Annotated in this window: 15 protein-coding genes; 1 reads left to right on the forward strand and 14 read right to left on the reverse strand. The window is 64.1% G+C overall.

What is annotated here, in order from left to right; genetic code table 11:
• Position 1: 1 nt before the first annotated feature.
• From rpsC to rpsL, 12 genes are all read right to left on the reverse strand, one after another.
• Positions 2 to 886, reverse strand: a complete 885-nt coding sequence (gene rpsC / locus ACSQ2F_RS18380; protein WP_436025452.1) for a 30S ribosomal protein S3 — start codon at positions 884 to 886, stop codon at positions 2 to 4.
• Between the two features lie 13 nt (positions 887 to 899).
• Positions 900 to 1,229: a 50S ribosomal protein L22 gene (rplV, locus tag ACSQ2F_RS18385; protein WP_436025454.1), complete on the reverse strand. Its 330-nt coding sequence runs from the start codon at positions 1,227 to 1,229 to the stop codon at positions 900 to 902.
• Positions 1,230 to 1,238: 9 nt separating this feature from the next.
• Positions 1,239 to 1,514, reverse strand: coding sequence for a 30S ribosomal protein S19 (gene rpsS, locus ACSQ2F_RS18390; RefSeq protein WP_085749135.1), 276 nt, complete (start codon positions 1,512 to 1,514; stop codon positions 1,239 to 1,241).
• A gap of 12 nt (positions 1,515 to 1,526) precedes the next feature.
• Positions 1,527 to 2,351, reverse strand: a complete 825-nt coding sequence (rplB, locus tag ACSQ2F_RS18395) for a 50S ribosomal protein L2 (RefSeq protein WP_436025457.1) — start codon at positions 2,349 to 2,351, stop codon at positions 1,527 to 1,529.
• Positions 2,351 to 2,665 carry a 50S ribosomal protein L23 gene (rplW, locus tag ACSQ2F_RS18400; protein WP_436025459.1) on the reverse strand — a complete coding sequence of 105 codons (315 nt, stop codon included), beginning with the start codon at positions 2,663 to 2,665 and terminating at the stop codon, positions 2,351 to 2,353. Before rplW ends, rplB begins: the two co-directional genes overlap by 1 nt.
• A complete protein-coding gene (gene rplD, locus ACSQ2F_RS18405) occupies positions 2,662 to 3,282 on the reverse strand; it encodes a 50S ribosomal protein L4 (protein ID WP_436025461.1) in 621 nt (206 codons plus the stop codon). The genes rplW and rplD overlap by 4 nt, the downstream gene beginning before the upstream one ends.
• Positions 3,282 to 3,956 carry a 50S ribosomal protein L3 gene (gene rplC / locus ACSQ2F_RS18410; protein WP_436025463.1) on the reverse strand — a complete coding sequence of 225 codons (675 nt, stop codon included), beginning with the start codon at positions 3,954 to 3,956 and terminating at the stop codon, positions 3,282 to 3,284. Before rplC ends, rplD begins: the two co-directional genes overlap by 1 nt.
• Positions 3,957 to 4,162: 206 nt before the next feature.
• Positions 4,163 to 4,474 (reverse strand): 30S ribosomal protein S10, encoded by a 312-nt coding sequence (gene rpsJ, locus ACSQ2F_RS18415; RefSeq protein WP_046110754.1) that lies wholly within the window; start codon positions 4,472 to 4,474, stop codon positions 4,163 to 4,165.
• A 103-nt stretch (positions 4,475 to 4,577) separates the two neighbouring features.
• Positions 4,578 to 5,768, reverse strand: coding sequence for an elongation factor Tu (gene tuf / locus ACSQ2F_RS18420; RefSeq protein WP_436025465.1), 1,191 nt, complete (start codon positions 5,766 to 5,768; stop codon positions 4,578 to 4,580).
• A gap of 167 nt (positions 5,769 to 5,935) precedes the next feature.
• Positions 5,936 to 8,038 carry an elongation factor G gene (fusA, locus tag ACSQ2F_RS18425; protein WP_436025467.1) on the reverse strand — a complete coding sequence of 701 codons (2,103 nt, stop codon included), beginning with the start codon at positions 8,036 to 8,038 and terminating at the stop codon, positions 5,936 to 5,938.
• Positions 8,039 to 8,110: 72 nt separating this feature from the next.
• Positions 8,111 to 8,581 carry a 30S ribosomal protein S7 gene (rpsG, locus tag ACSQ2F_RS18430; protein ID WP_025495256.1) on the reverse strand — a complete coding sequence of 157 codons (471 nt, stop codon included), beginning with the start codon at positions 8,579 to 8,581 and terminating at the stop codon, positions 8,111 to 8,113.
• 188 nt (positions 8,582 to 8,769) lie between these two features.
• Entirely contained in the window at positions 8,770 to 9,147 is a 378-nt protein-coding gene (rpsL, locus tag ACSQ2F_RS18435) for a 30S ribosomal protein S12 (protein WP_056669625.1), read from the reverse strand.
• 354 nt (positions 9,148 to 9,501) lie between these two features.
• Between rpsL and ACSQ2F_RS18440 the strand changes: the two genes are divergently transcribed.
• Positions 9,502 to 9,957 carry a PIN domain-containing protein gene (locus tag ACSQ2F_RS18440; protein WP_436025470.1) on the forward strand — a complete coding sequence of 152 codons (456 nt, stop codon included), beginning with the start codon at positions 9,502 to 9,504 and terminating at the stop codon, positions 9,955 to 9,957.
• A 68-nt stretch (positions 9,958 to 10,025) separates the two neighbouring features.
• Here the strand turns inward: ACSQ2F_RS18440 and ACSQ2F_RS18445 are convergent, their stop codons facing one another.
• Positions 10,026 to 10,913, reverse strand: a complete 888-nt coding sequence (locus ACSQ2F_RS18445) for a PEP-CTERM sorting domain-containing protein (protein ID WP_436025472.1) — start codon at positions 10,911 to 10,913, stop codon at positions 10,026 to 10,028.
• A 413-nt stretch (positions 10,914 to 11,326) separates the two neighbouring features.
• On the reverse strand, positions 11,327 to 15,559 hold the full coding sequence (gene rpoC / locus ACSQ2F_RS18450; protein ID WP_436025474.1) for a DNA-directed RNA polymerase subunit beta': 4,233 nt from the start codon (positions 15,557 to 15,559) through the stop codon (positions 11,327 to 11,329).
• Position 15,560: the final 1 nt, after the last annotated feature.

A 15,560-nucleotide genomic window follows, 5' to 3' on the forward strand; every position in this document is an offset into this window, starting at 1 on the left:
CTTATTCTCCTTTGCCTTCGCCGGCCGGAGCCGCGGCGTCAGGGCCCGGGGCCTTGCGCACGCGCTTCACGGCGGCGGTCTTCGCGCCGTCGGCGGCTGCGGCGGGGGCGGCACCTTCGGCGCCACGCGGACCACGGTCACCACCAGGGCGGCCACGGCCACCCGGAGCACCCGGGCGCTCGCCAGGACGCGCGTTGCGGCGCGGGCGGCGATCTTCCTCGGCTCCCGGCGGGGTCACGATGCCGGGCGATTCGCCGTTGGCAAGGCGGTCACCGCGGTAGACCCAGCACTTCACGCCGATGATGCCGTAGGTCGTCTTGGCTTCGGAGAAGCCATAGTCGATGTCGGCCTTCAGGGTGTGAAGGGGCACGCGACCTTCGCGATACCACTCGCAACGGGCGATCTCGATGCCGTTCAGGCGACCCGACGACATCAGCTTGATGCCTTGGGCGCCCAGGCGCATCGCGTTCTGCATGGCGCGCTTCATGGCGCGGCGGAACATGATGCGCTTTTCCAGCTGCTGCGTGATGCTGTCGGCGATCAGCTGTGCATCGACTTCAGGCTTGCGCACTTCTTCGATGTTGACAGCGACCGGCACGCCGAGGCGGCGCGTCAGTTCGGCCTTGAGGTTCTCGATGTCCTCGCCCTTCTTGCCGATCACGACGCCCGGACGAGCCGAGAAGATCGTGATGCGGGCGTTCTTGGCAGGACGCTCGATCAGGATGCGCGAGACGGCTGCGCTCTTGAGCTTGGCCTTCAGGTACTCACGGACCTTCAGGTCTTCGGCCAGCATGGTGGCGAAGTTGGCGTTCGACGCATACCAGCGCGACGCCCAATTGCGCGTCACCGGCAGACGGAACCCGGTAGGGTGAATCTTTTGTCCCATGGTGCTATGCGCCTCAGTTGCCGACGGTGATGTAGATGTGGGCGGTCGGCTTGCTGATGCGGTTGCCACGGCCCTTTGCGCGAGCGGAGAAACGCTTCAGCGTTGCGCCTTGCTCGACAAAGATCGTCTTGACCGAGAGCTCGTCGATGTCAGCACCGTCGTTGTGCTCGGCGTTCGCGATTGCGGACTCCAGAGCCTTCTTGATGATGCCGGCAGCCTTCTTTTGGGTGAATTCCAGGATGTTGAGGGCCTGGTCCACCTTCTTGCCGCGGATGAGGTCAGCCACCAGCCGACCCTTGTCGGCAGACAGGCGGACACCGCGAACGATTGAACGGGTTTCCATCGTCATTCCTTATTTCTTCGCCTTCTTGTCGGCCGGGTGCCCCTTGAACGTGCGGGTCAGCGCAAATTCACCGAGCTTGTGGCCGACCATCTGGTCGGTGACGTACACCGGCACGTGTTGCTTGCCGTTGTGCACGGCAATCGTCACACCGATGAAATCGGGAAGGATGGTCGAACGGCGCGACCAGGTCTTGATCGGCTTCTTGTCCTTCGTGGCGACAGCCTTCTCGACCTTGGCCTGAAGGTGGTGGTCGACGAACGGACCTTTTTTGAGCGAACGGGTCATTGTGGCGGCCCCTTACTTCTTGCGACGCGAAACGATGAACGTCTGCGTGCGCTTGTTGTTGCGAGTGCGGTAGCCCTTGGTGAGGGTGTTCCACGGCGACACAGGCGCCTGGCCCTCGCCGGTACGACCTTCACCACCACCGTGCGGGTGATCCACCGGGTTCATGGCGACGCCACGGACCGTCGGACGGATGCCCTTCCAGCGGATGGCACCAGCCTTGCCGTACTGGCGCAGGCTGTGCTCTTCGTTCGACACTTCACCGATGGTCGCGCGGCAGTCGATGTGGATGCGACGCACCTCACCCGAGCGCAGGCGAACCTGGGCGTACGTGCCTTCACGGGCCAGCAGCGTGGTCGACGTGCCCGCCGAACGCGCGATCTGGGCACCCTTGCCAGGCAGCAGCTCGATGCAGTGGATGATCGAGCCCACCGGAATGTTGCGGATCGGCAGCGTGTTGCCGGCCTTGATCGGCGCTTCAGCGCCGCTCAGCACGGTGGAACCCACTTCCAGGCCGCGCGGGGCGATGATGTAGCGACGCTCGCCGTCGGCATAGCACACCAGCGCGATGTGGGCCGTACGGTTCGGGTCGTACTCGATGCGCTCGACCTTCGCGGGAATGCCATCCTTGTTGCGCACGAAGTCGACGACACGGTAGTGGTGCTTGTGACCACCGCCCTTGTGGCGAATCGTGATGTGACCGTTGTTGTTACGGCCAGCGTGCTGGAACTGCGGCTCCAGCAGCGACGCTTCAGGCTTGCCCTTGTGCAGGTGCTTGTGCACCACCTTCACCACGGCACGGCGGCCGGGCGACGTCGGTTTGACTTTGATGACGGCCATTACGCGGCCTCCCCGGAGAAGTTGAGCTCCTGGCCAGCCTTCAGCGACACGTACGCCTTCTTGACGTGGTCGCGGCGGCCGATGGAACGACCGAAGCGCTTGACCTTGCCCTTTTGCACGACGGTCTGGACGGACTCGACTTCAACCTTGAACAGGAGTTCAACGGCGGCCTTGATCTCAGGCTTGGTCGCGTCGCGCAGAACCTTGAACAACACCTGGTTGTTCTTTTCGGCGATGGAAGTGGCTTTCTCGGAAACGATCGGTGCCACCAGCACCTGGGCCAGACGGCCCTCATCATGCTTGACGGTGCTCATCCCAGCATCTCCTTGAGTTGCTCGATCGCACCCTTGGTCACCAGCACCTTCTTGTAGTGCACGAGCGACAGCGGATCGGCATAGCGCGGCTCGACGACCAGCACGTTGGCCAGGTTGCGCGAGGCCAGCAGCAGGTTGTCGTCGAGCTGGTCGGCGATCACCAGCACCGAGTCCAGGCCCATGGCCTTGAACTTGGCGGCCAGCAGCTTGGTCTTCGGGGCGTCGACGGTCAGCGAGTCCACCACGGCCAGACGGCCTTCGCGGGCGAGCTGCGAGAAGATGGCGGCCATGCCGGCGCGGTACATCTTCTTGTTGACCTTCTGCGTGAAGTTCTCGTCGGGCATGTTCGGGAAAATCCGACCACCCCCACGCCACAGCGGCGACGAGGTCATACCGGCACGAGCGCGGCCGGTGCCCTTCTGGCGCCACGGCTTCTTCGTGGTGTGCTTGACCTGTTCACGGTCCTTCTGGGCGCGGGTGCCTTGACGGGCATTCGCCTGGTAGGCGACCACGACCTGGTGAACCAGGGCTTCGTTGTAGTCACGGCCGAAGACGGTGTCCGGCGCGTCGACCTTCGACGAAGCCTGACCCTGTTCGTTCAGGAGCTCGAGCTGCATCAGTTGGCTCCTTCTTTCTTGGCCTTGACCTTCACCGCGGGGCTGACGACCACGTGGCCGTTCTTGGCACCCGGCACGGCGCCGCGCACCAGCAGCAGCTGGCGGGCTTCGTCGATGCGGACGATGTCGAGGTTCTGGATGGTCTTGGTGACGTCGCCACGGTGACCCGACATCTTCTTGCCGGGGAACACGCGACCCGGATCCTGGGCCATCGAGATCGAGCCCGGCACGTTGTGCGAACGGCTGTTGCCGTGCGACGCGCGCTGCGAGCCGAAGTTGTGGCGCTTGATCGTGCCGGTGAAGCCCTTGCCGATCGAGGTGCCTTGCACGTCGACGAGCTGGCCCACGGCGAACGTGGTCACGGGGATTTGGGCGCCGGGCTTGAAGCCTGCGGCGACATCGGCAGCGACGCGGAACTCCTTGAGGAGTTCGCCGGCTTCGACACCTGCCTTGGCCAGGTGACCGGCTTCAGGCTTGGTGACGCGGGATGCTTTGCGGGCACCGAACGCCACCTGGACGGCGACGTAGCCGTCGGTCTCTGCGGTTTTGACCTGGGTCACGCGGTTGTTGGACACGTCGAGCACGGTCACGGGCACGGCATCGCCGTCGTCCGTGAAGATGCGCATCATGCCCACCTTGCGGCCCAGCAATCCGAGACGATTGCTAAGACTCATGGTTTTTCTCCAGCCCCTTGCGGAGCCTTTGTTTCACATACCCGACATCGATTGGTCGGGCTGACTGGATGGCGTGGCCTTTGGGGACCCGCCAAATGATTTCGCAACCCATGGACTTTCGCCCGTGGATTGCGGAAAAGCCTGCGAGTGTAGCAGATGAAGCGCGCTTTGCAATGCGCCTCGCCCGCCCACTCAAGCCACAGGGCTTACTGCAGCTTGATCTCGACGTCGACGCCGGCCGGCAGGTCGAGCTTCATCAGGGCGTCGACCGTCTTGTCGGTCGGGTCCACGATGTCCATCAGACGCTGGTGGGTGCGGATCTCGAACTGGTCACGCGAGGTCTTGTTGACGTGCGGCGAACGCAGGATGTCGAAACGCTGCATGCGGGTCGGCAGGGGCACGGGACCACGCACGATGGCGCCGGTGCGCTTGGCGGTGTCGACGATCTCGAGTGCGGACTGGTCGATCAGCTTGTAGTCGAACGCCTTGAGGCGGATGCGGATCTTTTGCTTTTGCATGATGTTTCCTTAAAGAGCGTTGCGGCCCCGAACCTTCCGGGCCGCGATGAGATGGCCATGCCGGCGGCTGTGCCGCCCGCATGGCCCCATCACACAAAGTGAATCAGGCGAGGATCTTGGCAACCACGCCGGCGCCGACGGTGCGGCCACCTTCACGGATGGCGAAGCGCAGGCCTTCTTCCATCGCGATCGGGTTGATCAGCTTCACGGTGATGCTGACGTTGTCGCCAGGCATGACCATTTCCTTGTCGGCCGGCAGCTCCACTGCGCCCGTCACGTCGGTCGTGCGGAAGTAGAACTGCGGACGGTAGTTGTTGAAGAACGGCGTGTGACGGCCACCCTCTTCCTTGCTCAGCACGTAGATCTCGGCCGTGAAGTGGGTGTGCGGCTTCACGCTGCCCGGCTTGCACAGCACTTGGCCGCGCTCGACGTCTTCACGCTTGGTGCCGCGCAGCAGAATGCCGACGTTGTCGCCAGCCTGGCCCTGGTCCAGCAGCTTGCGGAACATCTCCACGCCCGTGCAGGTCGTCTTCTGGGTGTCGCGGATACCGACGATCTCGATTTCCTCGCCGACCTTGATGATGCCGCGCTCGACGCGACCGGTCACCACCGTGCCACGACCCGAGATCGAGAACACGTCTTCCACCGGCATCAGGAACGCGCCGTCAACGGCACGCTCAGGCGTCGGGATGTAGCTGTCCAGGGCTTCGGCCAGCTTCAGGATCGCGCCTTCGCCCAGCTCGCCCTTGTCGCCTTCCATCGCCAGCTTGGCCGAACCCTTGATGATCGGGGTGTCGTCGCCGGGGAAGTCGTACTTGTCCAGCAGCTCGCGCACTTCCATTTCGACCAGCTCGAGCAGCTCGGCGTCGTCGACCATGTCGCACTTGTTCAGGAACACGATGATGTAAGGCACGCCCACCTGGCGGGCCAGCAGGATGTGCTCGCGGGTCTGGGGCATCGGGCCGTCAGCGGCCGAGCACACCAGGATCGCGCCGTCCATCTGCGCAGCACCCGTGATCATGTTCTTCACATAGTCGGCGTGCCCCGGGCAGTCGACGTGTGCGTAGTGGCGGTTGGCCGTCTCGTACTCGACGTGCGCGGTGTTGATCGTGATGCCGCGGGCCTTCTCTTCAGGTGCCGCGTCGATCTGGTCGTACGCCTTGGCTTCGCCGCCGAACTTGGTCGACAGCACCGTCGTGATCGCCGCCGTCAGCGTCGTCTTGCCATGGTCCACGTGACCGATCGTGCCCACGTTCACGTGGGGCTTGGTCCGTTCGAATTTGCCTTTTGCCATTTCAGAATCTCCAGATAAAGAGCATTGCCAGTGCGAGGTTTAAGGTCTCCGACAGGGCGTTGATTCGATCGCCACTGGCAGCGAAAGGCACCTTGCCGAAGACCGGCTTGTCTAGCGTTGTCTCACACGCGGAGGACGCCCGGCGTCAGCCGGGTGCCCTCCGGAAATCACTTGCCGCGTGCCGTGATGATCGCGTCGACCACGTTCTTCGGAGCTTCAGCGTAGTGCTTGAACTCCATCGTGTACGTGGCACGACCTTGCGACATGGAGCGCAGGGTCGTCGAGTAGCCGAACATTTCCGACAGCGGAACCTCGGCCTTGATCGACTTGCCGCCGCCGGGCATGTCGTCCATGCCCTGCACCATGCCGCGACGGGACGACAGGTCGCCCATCACGTTGCCGGCGTAGTCTTCCGGCGTCTCGACCTCGACGGCCATCATCGGCTCGAGCATCACCGGCGAAGCCTTGCGGCAGCCGTCCTTGAAGCCCAGCGAGGCGGCCATCTTGAACGCGTTTTCGTTCGAGTCGACTTCGTGGTACGAACCGAAGGTCAGCGTGACCTTCACGTCGACCACCGGGTAGCCGGCCAGCACGCCGTTCGGCAGGCTGTCTTCCACGCCCTTCTTGACCGCGGGAATGAATTCACGCGGCACGACACCGCCCTTGATGGCGTCGACGAACTCGAAGCCCTTGCCCGGCTCCTGCGGCTCGATCTTGAGAACGACGTGACCGTACTGGCCCTTGCCGCCCGACTGGCGAACGAACTTGCCTTCGACGTCGGAGACCGGCTTGCGGATGGTCTCGCGGTACGCCACCTGCGGCTTGCCGACGTTGGCTTCCACACCGAACTCGCGCTTCATGCGGTCGACGATGATCTCGAGGTGGAGCTCGCCCATGCCCGAGATGATGGTCTGGCCGGATTCCTCGTCGGTCCGCACGCGGAAGGACGGGTCTTCCTGGGCCAGACGGCCGAGGGCGATGCCCATCTTTTCCTGGTCAGCCTTGGTCTTCGGCTCGACAGCCTGGGAGATCACCGGCTCCGGGAAGATCATCTTCTCGAGCGTGATGATGGCTTCCGGATCGCACAGGGTTTCGCCCGTGGTCACTTCCTTCAGGCCCACGCAGGCGGCGATGTCACCGGCCAGAATTTCCTTGATTTCCTCACGCTGGTTGGCGTGCATCTGCAGGATCCGGCCGATGCGCTCCTTCTTGCCGCGGATCGGGTTGTAGACCGAGTCGCCCGACTTCAGCACGCCCGAATAGACGCGCACGAACGTCAGCTGACCGACGTACGGGTCGGTCATCAGCTTGAAGGCCAGCGCGGCGAACTTCTCGTCGTCGGACGCCTTGCGGGTGACTTCCTTCTCGTCTTCGTCGGTACCCGGAACCGGGGGAATGTCCACCGGCGAGGGCATGAAGTCGATCACGCCGTCGAGCATGCGCTGCACGCCCTTGTTCTTGAAGGCGGTGCCGCAGAACATCGGCTGGATCTCGGCGGCGATCGTGCGCTGGCGGATGCCCTTCTTGATCTCGTCTTCGGACAGCTCGCCCGACTCGAGGTACTTGTTCATCATCTCTTCGCTGGACTCGGCCGCAGCTTCGATGAGGTTCTCGCGCCACTTCACGGCATCGGCCTGCAGCTCGGCAGGGATGTCCTCGTAGTTGAACTTCATGCCTTGCGAGGCTTCGTCCCAGATGATCGCCTTCATCTTGATGAGGTCGATCACGCCCTTGAAGTTCTCTTCAGAGCCGATCGGCAGCACCACGGGCACGGGGTTCGCGCGCAGGCGGACCTTCATCTGCTCGTAGACCTTGTAGAAGTTCGCGCCGGTGCGGTCCATCTTGTTGACGAACGCGAGGCGGGGAACCTTGTACTTGTTGGCCTGGCGCCAAACGGTTTCCGACTGAGGCTGCACGCCACCCACGGCGCAATAGACCATGCAGGCACCGTCGAGCACGCGCATCGAGCGCTCGACTTCAATCGTGAAGTCAACGTGCCCGGGGGTGTCGATGATGTTGATGCGGTGCTCGGGGTGGTTGAGCTCCATGCCCTTCCAGAAGCAGGTGGTCGCAGCGGAGGTGATCGTGATGCCACGCTCCTGCTCCTGCTCCATCCAGTCCATCGTCGCGGCGCCATCGTGCACCTCGCCGATCTTGTGGTTCACGCCCGTGTAATACAGGATTCGCTCGGTCGTCGTGGTCTTGCCAGCGTCGATGTGAGCCGAGATACCGATGTTGCGATAGCGCTCGATGGGGGTCTTGCGGGCCATGGTGGCACTCCAGAAACTGAAACGCGCCCGACGGCCTTGAGGGCCGAGCGGGCAGCGTCGGGACTAAAAGATTTAGAAGCGGAAGTGGGAGAACGCCTTGTTGGCTTCTGCCATGCGGTGCACCTCATCACGCTTCTTCATGGCGCCGCCACGGCCTTCGACGGCCTCCAGCAGCTCGTTGGCCAGACGCTGGGCCATCGACTTCTCGCCGCGCTTGCGGGCCGACTCCTTCAACCAGCGCATGGCCAGGGCCACGCGGCGAACAGGGCGAACTTCCACGGGAACTTGGTAGTTCGCACCGCCCACGCGGCGTGACTTCACTTCGACCATCGGCTTGATGTTGTTCAGCGCGACCGTGAAGATTTCGAGCGGGTCCTTGCCGGACTTCTTTTCGACCTGTTCCAGCGCACCGTAGATGATGCGTTCGGCAACAGCCTTCTTGCCCGATTCCATGATGACGTTCATGAACTTGGACAGATCGACGGACCCGAACTTCGGATCAGGCAGGATTTCCCGTTTGGGGACTTCGCGACGACGAGGCATTTCTCTTCCTTCAGCTTCAGTTGGCGCAGCGTGAAACTCGCTGCACCGCGGACACCCACGCTCCGGGCGCCCACTTACTTGGCGGCCACTGCGGACCCGCCACACGCCACAGCCAGCTTGACGCCAGACCGTGACAACTTGATTGTCTTCTCAGTCGGGATCCCGGAGGAACCCATGGCCTTTCGAGATCAGGCCTTCTTCGGGCGCTTCGCGCCGTACTTGGAACGCGACTGCTTGCGGTCTTTCACGCCTTGCAGGTCAAGCGAGCCACGCACGATGTGGTAGCGAACACCCGGCAGGTCCTTGACCCGGCCGCCACGAACCAGCACGACGCTGTGTTCCTGGAGGTTGTGGCCTTCACCGCCGATGTACGAAATGATTTCGAACCCGTTGGTCAGACGAACCTTGGCCACCTTGCGGAGTGCGGAGTTCGGCTTCTTCGGGGTCGTGGTGTACACGCGGGTGCACACGCCACGGCGCTGGGGTCCACCCTGCAGCGCCGGCGATTTGGACTTCGTGACCTCGGTCTCGCGACCGTGACGCACGAGTTGATTGATGGTAGGCATTTGGTAACTTGTTCCCGTTTGAAGTCACACTGCGCCACCGACCACCGAACCGGGTTCGTGCTGGCCAGGAGCGCCTTGAGCTGTCTTTCCTTCAGGTTTGCCGAGTCTTCGCCAGGCAGGGAAGCCTGGTAGCCAGCCCGAGGCCGCAAGCGATTGCGGTGAGCCGCCCGACAAAGAGCGCAGCAAAAACTGCTGAAAAGCCCGCGATTATATGGCTGGTGCTCTCCAGCCGCAAGCAAAGCCTCTGTCTCGGGCAGAATCCATGGGCCATCAGCCTCAGCGGACGCCTGCAAGGGCGAGTTCGCGGCCGATTTTCCGCGGCATTCCCGCCGTCCGCCCCTGCAGCAGCTTCTCATGTCCGAGTCCCCAAGCCCGCCAGCCGCCGTCATCGACACTAACGTCGTGATGGATTGGCTCGTTTTCCGTGAGCCGGGCTGTGCGCCGTTGGTCGAGGCGATCGAATCACGGCGGTTGCGCTGGATCGCGACTGCGCAGATGCGGGACGAACTGCGCCATGTCCTCGCCCGCGGTGTCGCCCGAGCCTGGTCGCCAGACCTTGCATTCATCGACGGCACCTGGTCCCGTCTCGCCCTCCTTGTGGAGGCGCCGCTGCCCACCCTGGTCCCCCGGCTGCGCTGCACGGACCCGGACGACCAGAAGTTCATCGAACTGGCGCTCCATCAGGGCCGGTGGCTGATCACGCGCGACCGTGCGGTACTCAAGCTGGGCCGCCGTGCGGCGCGCCTGGGAGTGTCGTTCATCACGCCGGAGCGCTGGCACGAGGCGGTGGCTTCCGAGGCGACCGGCTGAGGCGCGACGCGCCGACCGGCCTTCGCGACATGGCGCGATGACCGGCGGCCGCGTTGGACGCAGCGTCCTCAGACCGGGGCTGGCACCTCTGGACGGCGGCGTACGCGAACACCCACCACGGCCAGGCCTGCCAGCAGCGACAACACCGCCTCGGGCTCGGGGACGGGTGCCATCAAGGAGGCGTTCACGAACGTCCCGGCCGACAACGTGCCAGTGAGGACCGATGCCGTGTTGTTGGTCAGCGTCAGGGACAGCAAGCCCTCACGCGAGATGGCGTAGCTGAACATGGAGCCCAGGCCATCGCCGAACATGCCGTCCAGGGTGGCTGACAGGCGCGCGCCCACCCGGTCAGCCGCATCGGCCATGACCAGCGAGGCGAAGGAGCGGCCGGCATCCAGCTCGGTCCAGGTCTGGCGGTCCAGCGGCGCAGCGTCTCCGCTGATGCCGAGGTCGGCGAGCGCTGAGAACGTCATCGACGCATTGGCTGCCAACGTGAAGCCGCGCGACCAGCTCGTCGAGGCGTCCACGGCCGCGCCGGGTGCGTGAATGGTCCCGGTCGACGCCATGCTGTACCACTCGACATGCGCCCCTGCCGAAGAGCGGTGGTCCAGCTGGTTGGCTCGGCCATGCGCTTCGTGCAAGCTGTTCAGCGGCCCGGCAGCCCGGTGCAGGTCTTCGGTGCCATGCCACGCATCCCACACCGGCCGGGCTTCGCCGGTGCCCGGATCCAGTTCGTAACCCAGCTGGTCACGCCCGTACGCTCGGGCATGAGGATCCCCGAGGTCTGTCCAGGCGCCGTCCAGCGTGCCCGGGCCATCCCATGCCGGACTGCCCGTGCGCAACTTGGGAAGGCCGTTGACGAAGTTGAGGCTGGCCTCGTACTCGACGGCCGCCTGCGCGGCACCGCCGGCACTGGCAAGTGCCAGCGCCAAGATCCAGGACGTTAGGTTCTTCATCTCGTTCCCTTGAATGTTGTGCGCACGGAATTCGTGCGCGCACATGCTGCATGCAGCATCCGCTTTCAAGAAGCACCTATTTGCGGGTATCTGCAAACAACTATTCGATCCCCGACGGATCTGTCGGCTCTGGCACTTCGCCGAAGGTCGCGGCAGCCAAGGCTCGACTTTCTGGCCGGAAGAGTGCGTCGGCGATGGCCGAGGTCGTCGCGCCGTGGCGCTGCACTCCCCTTGCCGGCCGGTGGAGTTCCATCCCCACGCGGCAAGGAGACACGTTTAGGCTGTTCACGCAATGCAGCGATTGCACCTTCGCACGGGGTCGGCGCGAGCACCCAAAAGCCCATGGCCCAAAAGCAAAAAGGGGCGCCGAAGCGCCCCTTGCTGATGTCTGGCGGCCTCACGGCCGCGCGGACTTACTCAGCCGATCCTTCGCCACCCGTGGTGGTCTCGGACGTCGCATCGATTGCATCGGCCGACACGAAGATGTCCGCTTCGGCCGCGGAGATCGCACGGCGCTCGGCGTCGTCCAGTTCTTCCTTGACCTTGCGGGCGTCGTGGAAGGCCATGCCGGTACCGGCCGGGATGAGTCGGCCGACGATGACGTTCTCCTTCAGGCCACGCAGCTCGTCGCGCTTGCCCATGATGGCAGCCTCGGTGAGCACGCGGGTGGTTTCCTGGAAGGACGCCGCGGAGATGAAGCTGTCGGTCGACAGCGACGCCTTCGTGATGCCCAGCAGGACGTCGCTGTGGGTCGCGATCATCTTGCCCTCGGCGCGGAGCTTGTCGTTCGTGTCCAGCAACTCGGACCGCTCGACCTGCTCGTTGGCGATGTAGCTGCTGTCGCCCGGATCGACGATCTGCACGCGACGCAGCATCTGGCGGACGATCACCTCGATGTGCTTGTCGTTGATCTTCACGCCCTGCAGGCGATAGACGTCCTGCACTTCGTCGACGATGTAGCGCGCCAGCTCCTCGATGCCCAGCAGGCGCAGGATGTCCTGCGGGTCCGCCGGACCGTCGACGATGGACTCGCCCTTGTTGACCACCTGGCCTTCGTGCACCAGGATGTTCTTTTCCTTGGCGACCAGCTCTTCGTAGACCTTGCCTTCCGGATCGGTGATCTGCAGGCGAACCTTGCCCTTGGTCTCCTTGCCGAACGACACCGTGCCGGTCATCTCGGCCAGGGTGCCCTTGTCCTTCGGCGTGCGTGCCTCGAACAGTTCGGCCACTCGCGGCAGACCGCCGGTGATGTCACGGGTCTTCTGACCTTCGACCGGGATGCGTGCAAGCACTTCACCCGGGGCCAGGTCCTGGCCGTCGCGAATCTGGATCAGCGAGCCGACGGGGAAGCCGATCGTCACCGAGTGATCGGTGCCGGGAATCTTCACCTCGCTGCCCGACGGGTCGAGCAGCTTGACCTGCGGACGCACCACCTTCAAGGCGCCGCGGCGCTTCGAGTCGATGACGACCAGGGTCGACAGGCCCGTCACTTCGTCGAGCTGCTTGGCCACGGTCAGGCCTTCTTCGACGTTCTCGAAGACGGCACGGCCGGCGAACTCGGTGATGATCGGGCGGGTCAGCGGATCCCAGGTGGCGAGCACCAGGCCGGCCTTGATGGACTGGTCGGCCTTGATGTTCAGCACCGCGCCATACGGCACCTTGTGGCGCTCGCGCTCACGGCCGTGCGGGTCGGAGACGATGATCTCGCCGGAACGCGAGATCACCACCAGGTCGCCCTTGCCGTTCGTGACGTAGCGCATCGTGGCGTTGAAGCCGATGATGCCGTCCGACTTGGCGTCGACGCTCGACGCCACCGCTGCACGCGATGCCGCGCCACCGATGTGGAACGTGCGCATCGTGAGCTGGGTGCCCGGCTCGCCGATCGACTGCGCGGCGATCACACCGACGGCTTCGCCGCGGTTGACCAGCCCGCCACGGCCGAGGTCGCGGCCATAGCACTTGCCGCACAGGCCGAAGCGCGTGTCGCAGGTGAGCGCGGTGCGCACCTTGACTTCGTCGACGCCAGCGGCCTCGAGGTCGTCGAGGATGTCCTCGTCCAGCAGCTTGCCCGGGGGCAGGAGGTTCTCACCCGTTTCCGGGTGCTGCACCTCGATGGCCGTCACGCGGCCGAGGATGCGGTCGCGCAGGCTCTCGATGACTTCACCGCCTTCAACCAGCGCGCGCATGTTCATGCCGTTCTGGGTGCCGCAGTCGTCCTCGGTCACCACCAGGTCCTGCGTCACGTCGACCAGTCGACGCGTCAGGTAGCCGGAGTTCGCGGTCTTCAGCGCGGTGTCCGCGAGGCCTTTTCGAGCGCCGTGGGTCGAGATGAAGTACTGCAGAACGTTCAGGCCTTCACGGAAGTTCGCCGTGATCGGCGTCTCGATGATCGAGCCGTCCGGCTTGGCCATCAGGCCCCGCATGCCGGCGAGCTGACGGATCTGCGCTGCAGAACCGCGGGCGCCCGAGTCGGCCATCATGTAGATGGAGTTGAACGACTCCTGGTCGACCTGCTTGCCGTGGCGGTCGGTGGTCTTCTGCTTGGACAGCTGGCTCATCATGACCTTGCCGACTTCGTCGCCGGTCTTGCCCCAGATGTCCACCACCTTGTTGTAGCGCTCGCCGGCCGTCACGAGACCCGAGACGTACTGCTGCTCGATCTCCTTGACTTCCTTCTCGGCGCGCTCGATCAGGACGTGCTTCTCCTTCGGCACCAACATGTCGTCGATGGCGATGGAGATGCCGGCGCGCGTGGCCAGGCGGAAGCCCGACTGCAGCAGCTTGTCGGCGAACACGACCGTTTCCTTCAGACCGCACTTGCGGAACGAGGTGTTGATCAGCCGAGAGATCTCCTTCTTCTTCAGCGCCTTGTTGATGTTCGAGAACGGCAGGCCCTTCGGCAGGATCTCGCTCAGCAGGGCACGGCCGACGGTCGTGTCGACGAGCTTGGTCTCCGGCGTGAACTCGCCGGTTTCCTTGTTCTTCGTCCACTCGGTCAGGCGCACGCTGATCTTGGCGGTGATCTCGACTTGCTGGTTGTCCAGCGCACGCTGCACTTCGATGACGTCGGAGAAGATGATGCCTTCGCCCTTGCCGTTGATGCGTTCGCGGGTCGCGTAGTACAGACCCAGCACCACGTCTTGCGACGGCACGATCGACGGTTCGCCGTTGGCCGGGAACAGCACGTTGTTGGAGGCCAGCATCAGCGTGCGGGCTTCCATCTGCGCTTCGATCGACAGCGGCACGTGGACGGCCATCTGGTCACCGTCGAAGTCGGCGTTGAACGCCGCGCAGACGAGCGGGTGCAGCTGGATCGCCTTGCCTTCGATCAGCACCGGCTCGAACGCCTGGATGCCCAGGCGGTGCAGCGTCGGCGCGCGGTTCAGCATGACCGGGTGCTCCTTGATGACTTCTTCAAGGATGTCCCAGACCACCGGCGTGCCGGATTCCACTTCCTTCTTCGCCGCCTTGATGGTGGTGGCGATGCCCATGGCTTCCAGGCGCGAGAAGATGAACGGCTTGAACAGCTCGAGCGCCATCAGCTTGGGCAGGCCGCACTGGTGCAGCTTGAGCGTCGGGCCCACCACGATGACCGAACGGCCCGAGTAGTCCACGCGCTTGCCCAGCAGGTTCTGACGGAACCGGCCGCTCTTGCCCTTGATCATGTCGGCCAGCGACTTCAGGGCGCGCTTGTTCGCGCCCGTCATGGCCTTGCCACGACGGCCGTTGTCCAGCAGCGAGTCGACCGCTTCCTGCAGCATGCGCTTCTCGTTGCGCACGATGATCTCCGGCGCCTTCAGTTCGAGCAGGCGGGCCAGGCGGTTGTTGCGGTTGATGACGCGGCGGTACAGGTCGTTCAGGTCGGAGGTCGCGAAGCGGCCGCCGTCCAGGGGCACGAGCGGGCGCAGGTCCGGCGGCAGCACCGGCAGCACGTTCATGACCATCCACTGCGGCTTGATGCCCGACTTCTTGAAGGCCTCCATCACCTTGAGGCGCTTGGAGTTCTTCTTGACCTTGAGCTCGGAGCCGGTCATGTCGCCACGCAGGCGCTCGATCTCGACGTCGAGGTCGATCTCGGCGAGCAGCTTCTGCACGCCCTCGGCGCCCATCAGTGCGATGAACTCGTCACCGAACTCCTGGCGCTTCGCGTCGTAGTCGTCCTCGGACATGATGCTGAACTTCTTCAGCGGGGTCATGCCCGGGTCCACGACCACATACGCCTCGAAGTAGAGCACGCGCTCGATGTCGCGCAGCGTCATGTCGAGCACGAGGCCCAGGCGCGACGGCAGCGACTTCAGGAACCAGATGTGCGCGCAGGGCGCGGCCAGGTCGATGTGACCCATGCGCTCGCGACGAACCTTGGTCTGGGTGACTTCGACGCCGCACTTCTCGCAGATCACGCCACGGTGCTTCAGGCGCTTGTACTTGCCGCACAGGCACTCGTAGTCCTTGATCGGGCCGAAGATCTTGGCGCAGAACAGGCCATCACGCTCCGGCTTGAACGTACGGTAGTTGATGGTCTCCGGCTTCTTGACTTCGCCGAAGGACCACGACCGAATTTTCTCGGGGGAAGCCAGTCCGATCTTGATGGCATCGAAATGCTCATCAGGGGTGAACTGGCGGAAGAGATCAAGCAAACCCTTCATA

The sequence above is a fragment of the Rhizobacter sp. LjRoot28 genome (assembly GCF_964253025.1).
Lineage (GTDB): Bacteria > Pseudomonadota > Gammaproteobacteria > Burkholderiales > Burkholderiaceae_C > Rhizobacter.

Coding starts and splice junctions, on each gene's coding strand:
- rplB (WP_436025457.1), bottom strand. CDS start 2,351: ATGGCCGTCATCAAAGTCAAACCGACGTCGCCCGGCCGCCGTGCCGTG.
- rpsL (WP_056669625.1), bottom strand. CDS start 9,147: ATGCCTACCATCAATCAACTCGTGCGTCACGGTCGCGAGACCGAGGTC.
- rpsC (WP_436025452.1), bottom strand. CDS start 886: ATGGGACAAAAGATTCACCCTACCGGGTTCCGTCTGCCGGTGACGCGC.
- rpsG (WP_025495256.1), bottom strand. CDS start 8,581: ATGCCTCGTCGTCGCGAAGTCCCCAAACGGGAAATCCTGCCTGATCCG.
- rplW (WP_436025459.1), bottom strand. CDS start 2,665: ATGAGCACCGTCAAGCATGATGAGGGCCGTCTGGCCCAGGTGCTGGTG.
- fusA (WP_436025467.1), bottom strand. CDS start 8,038: ATGGCCCGCAAGACCCCCATCGAGCGCTATCGCAACATCGGTATCTCG.
- rplC (WP_436025463.1), bottom strand. CDS start 3,956: ATGAGTCTTAGCAATCGTCTCGGATTGCTGGGCCGCAAGGTGGGCATG.
- rpsJ (WP_046110754.1), bottom strand. CDS start 4,474: ATGCAAAAGCAAAAGATCCGCATCCGCCTCAAGGCGTTCGACTACAAG.
- ACSQ2F_RS18445 (WP_436025472.1), bottom strand. CDS start 10,913: ATGAAGAACCTAACGTCCTGGATCTTGGCGCTGGCACTTGCCAGTGCC.
- ACSQ2F_RS18440 (WP_436025470.1), top strand. CDS start 9,502: ATGTCCGAGTCCCCAAGCCCGCCAGCCGCCGTCATCGACACTAACGTC.
- rplD (WP_436025461.1), bottom strand. CDS start 3,282: ATGCAGCTCGAGCTCCTGAACGAACAGGGTCAGGCTTCGTCGAAGGTC.
- rplV (WP_436025454.1), bottom strand. CDS start 1,229: ATGGAAACCCGTTCAATCGTTCGCGGTGTCCGCCTGTCTGCCGACAAG.
- rpsS (WP_085749135.1), bottom strand. CDS start 1,514: ATGACCCGTTCGCTCAAAAAAGGTCCGTTCGTCGACCACCACCTTCAG.
- tuf (WP_436025465.1), bottom strand. CDS start 5,768: ATGGCAAAAGGCAAATTCGAACGGACCAAGCCCCACGTGAACGTGGGC.
- rpoC (WP_436025474.1), bottom strand. CDS start 15,559: ATGAAGGGTTTGCTTGATCTCTTCCGCCAGTTCACCCCTGATGAGCAT.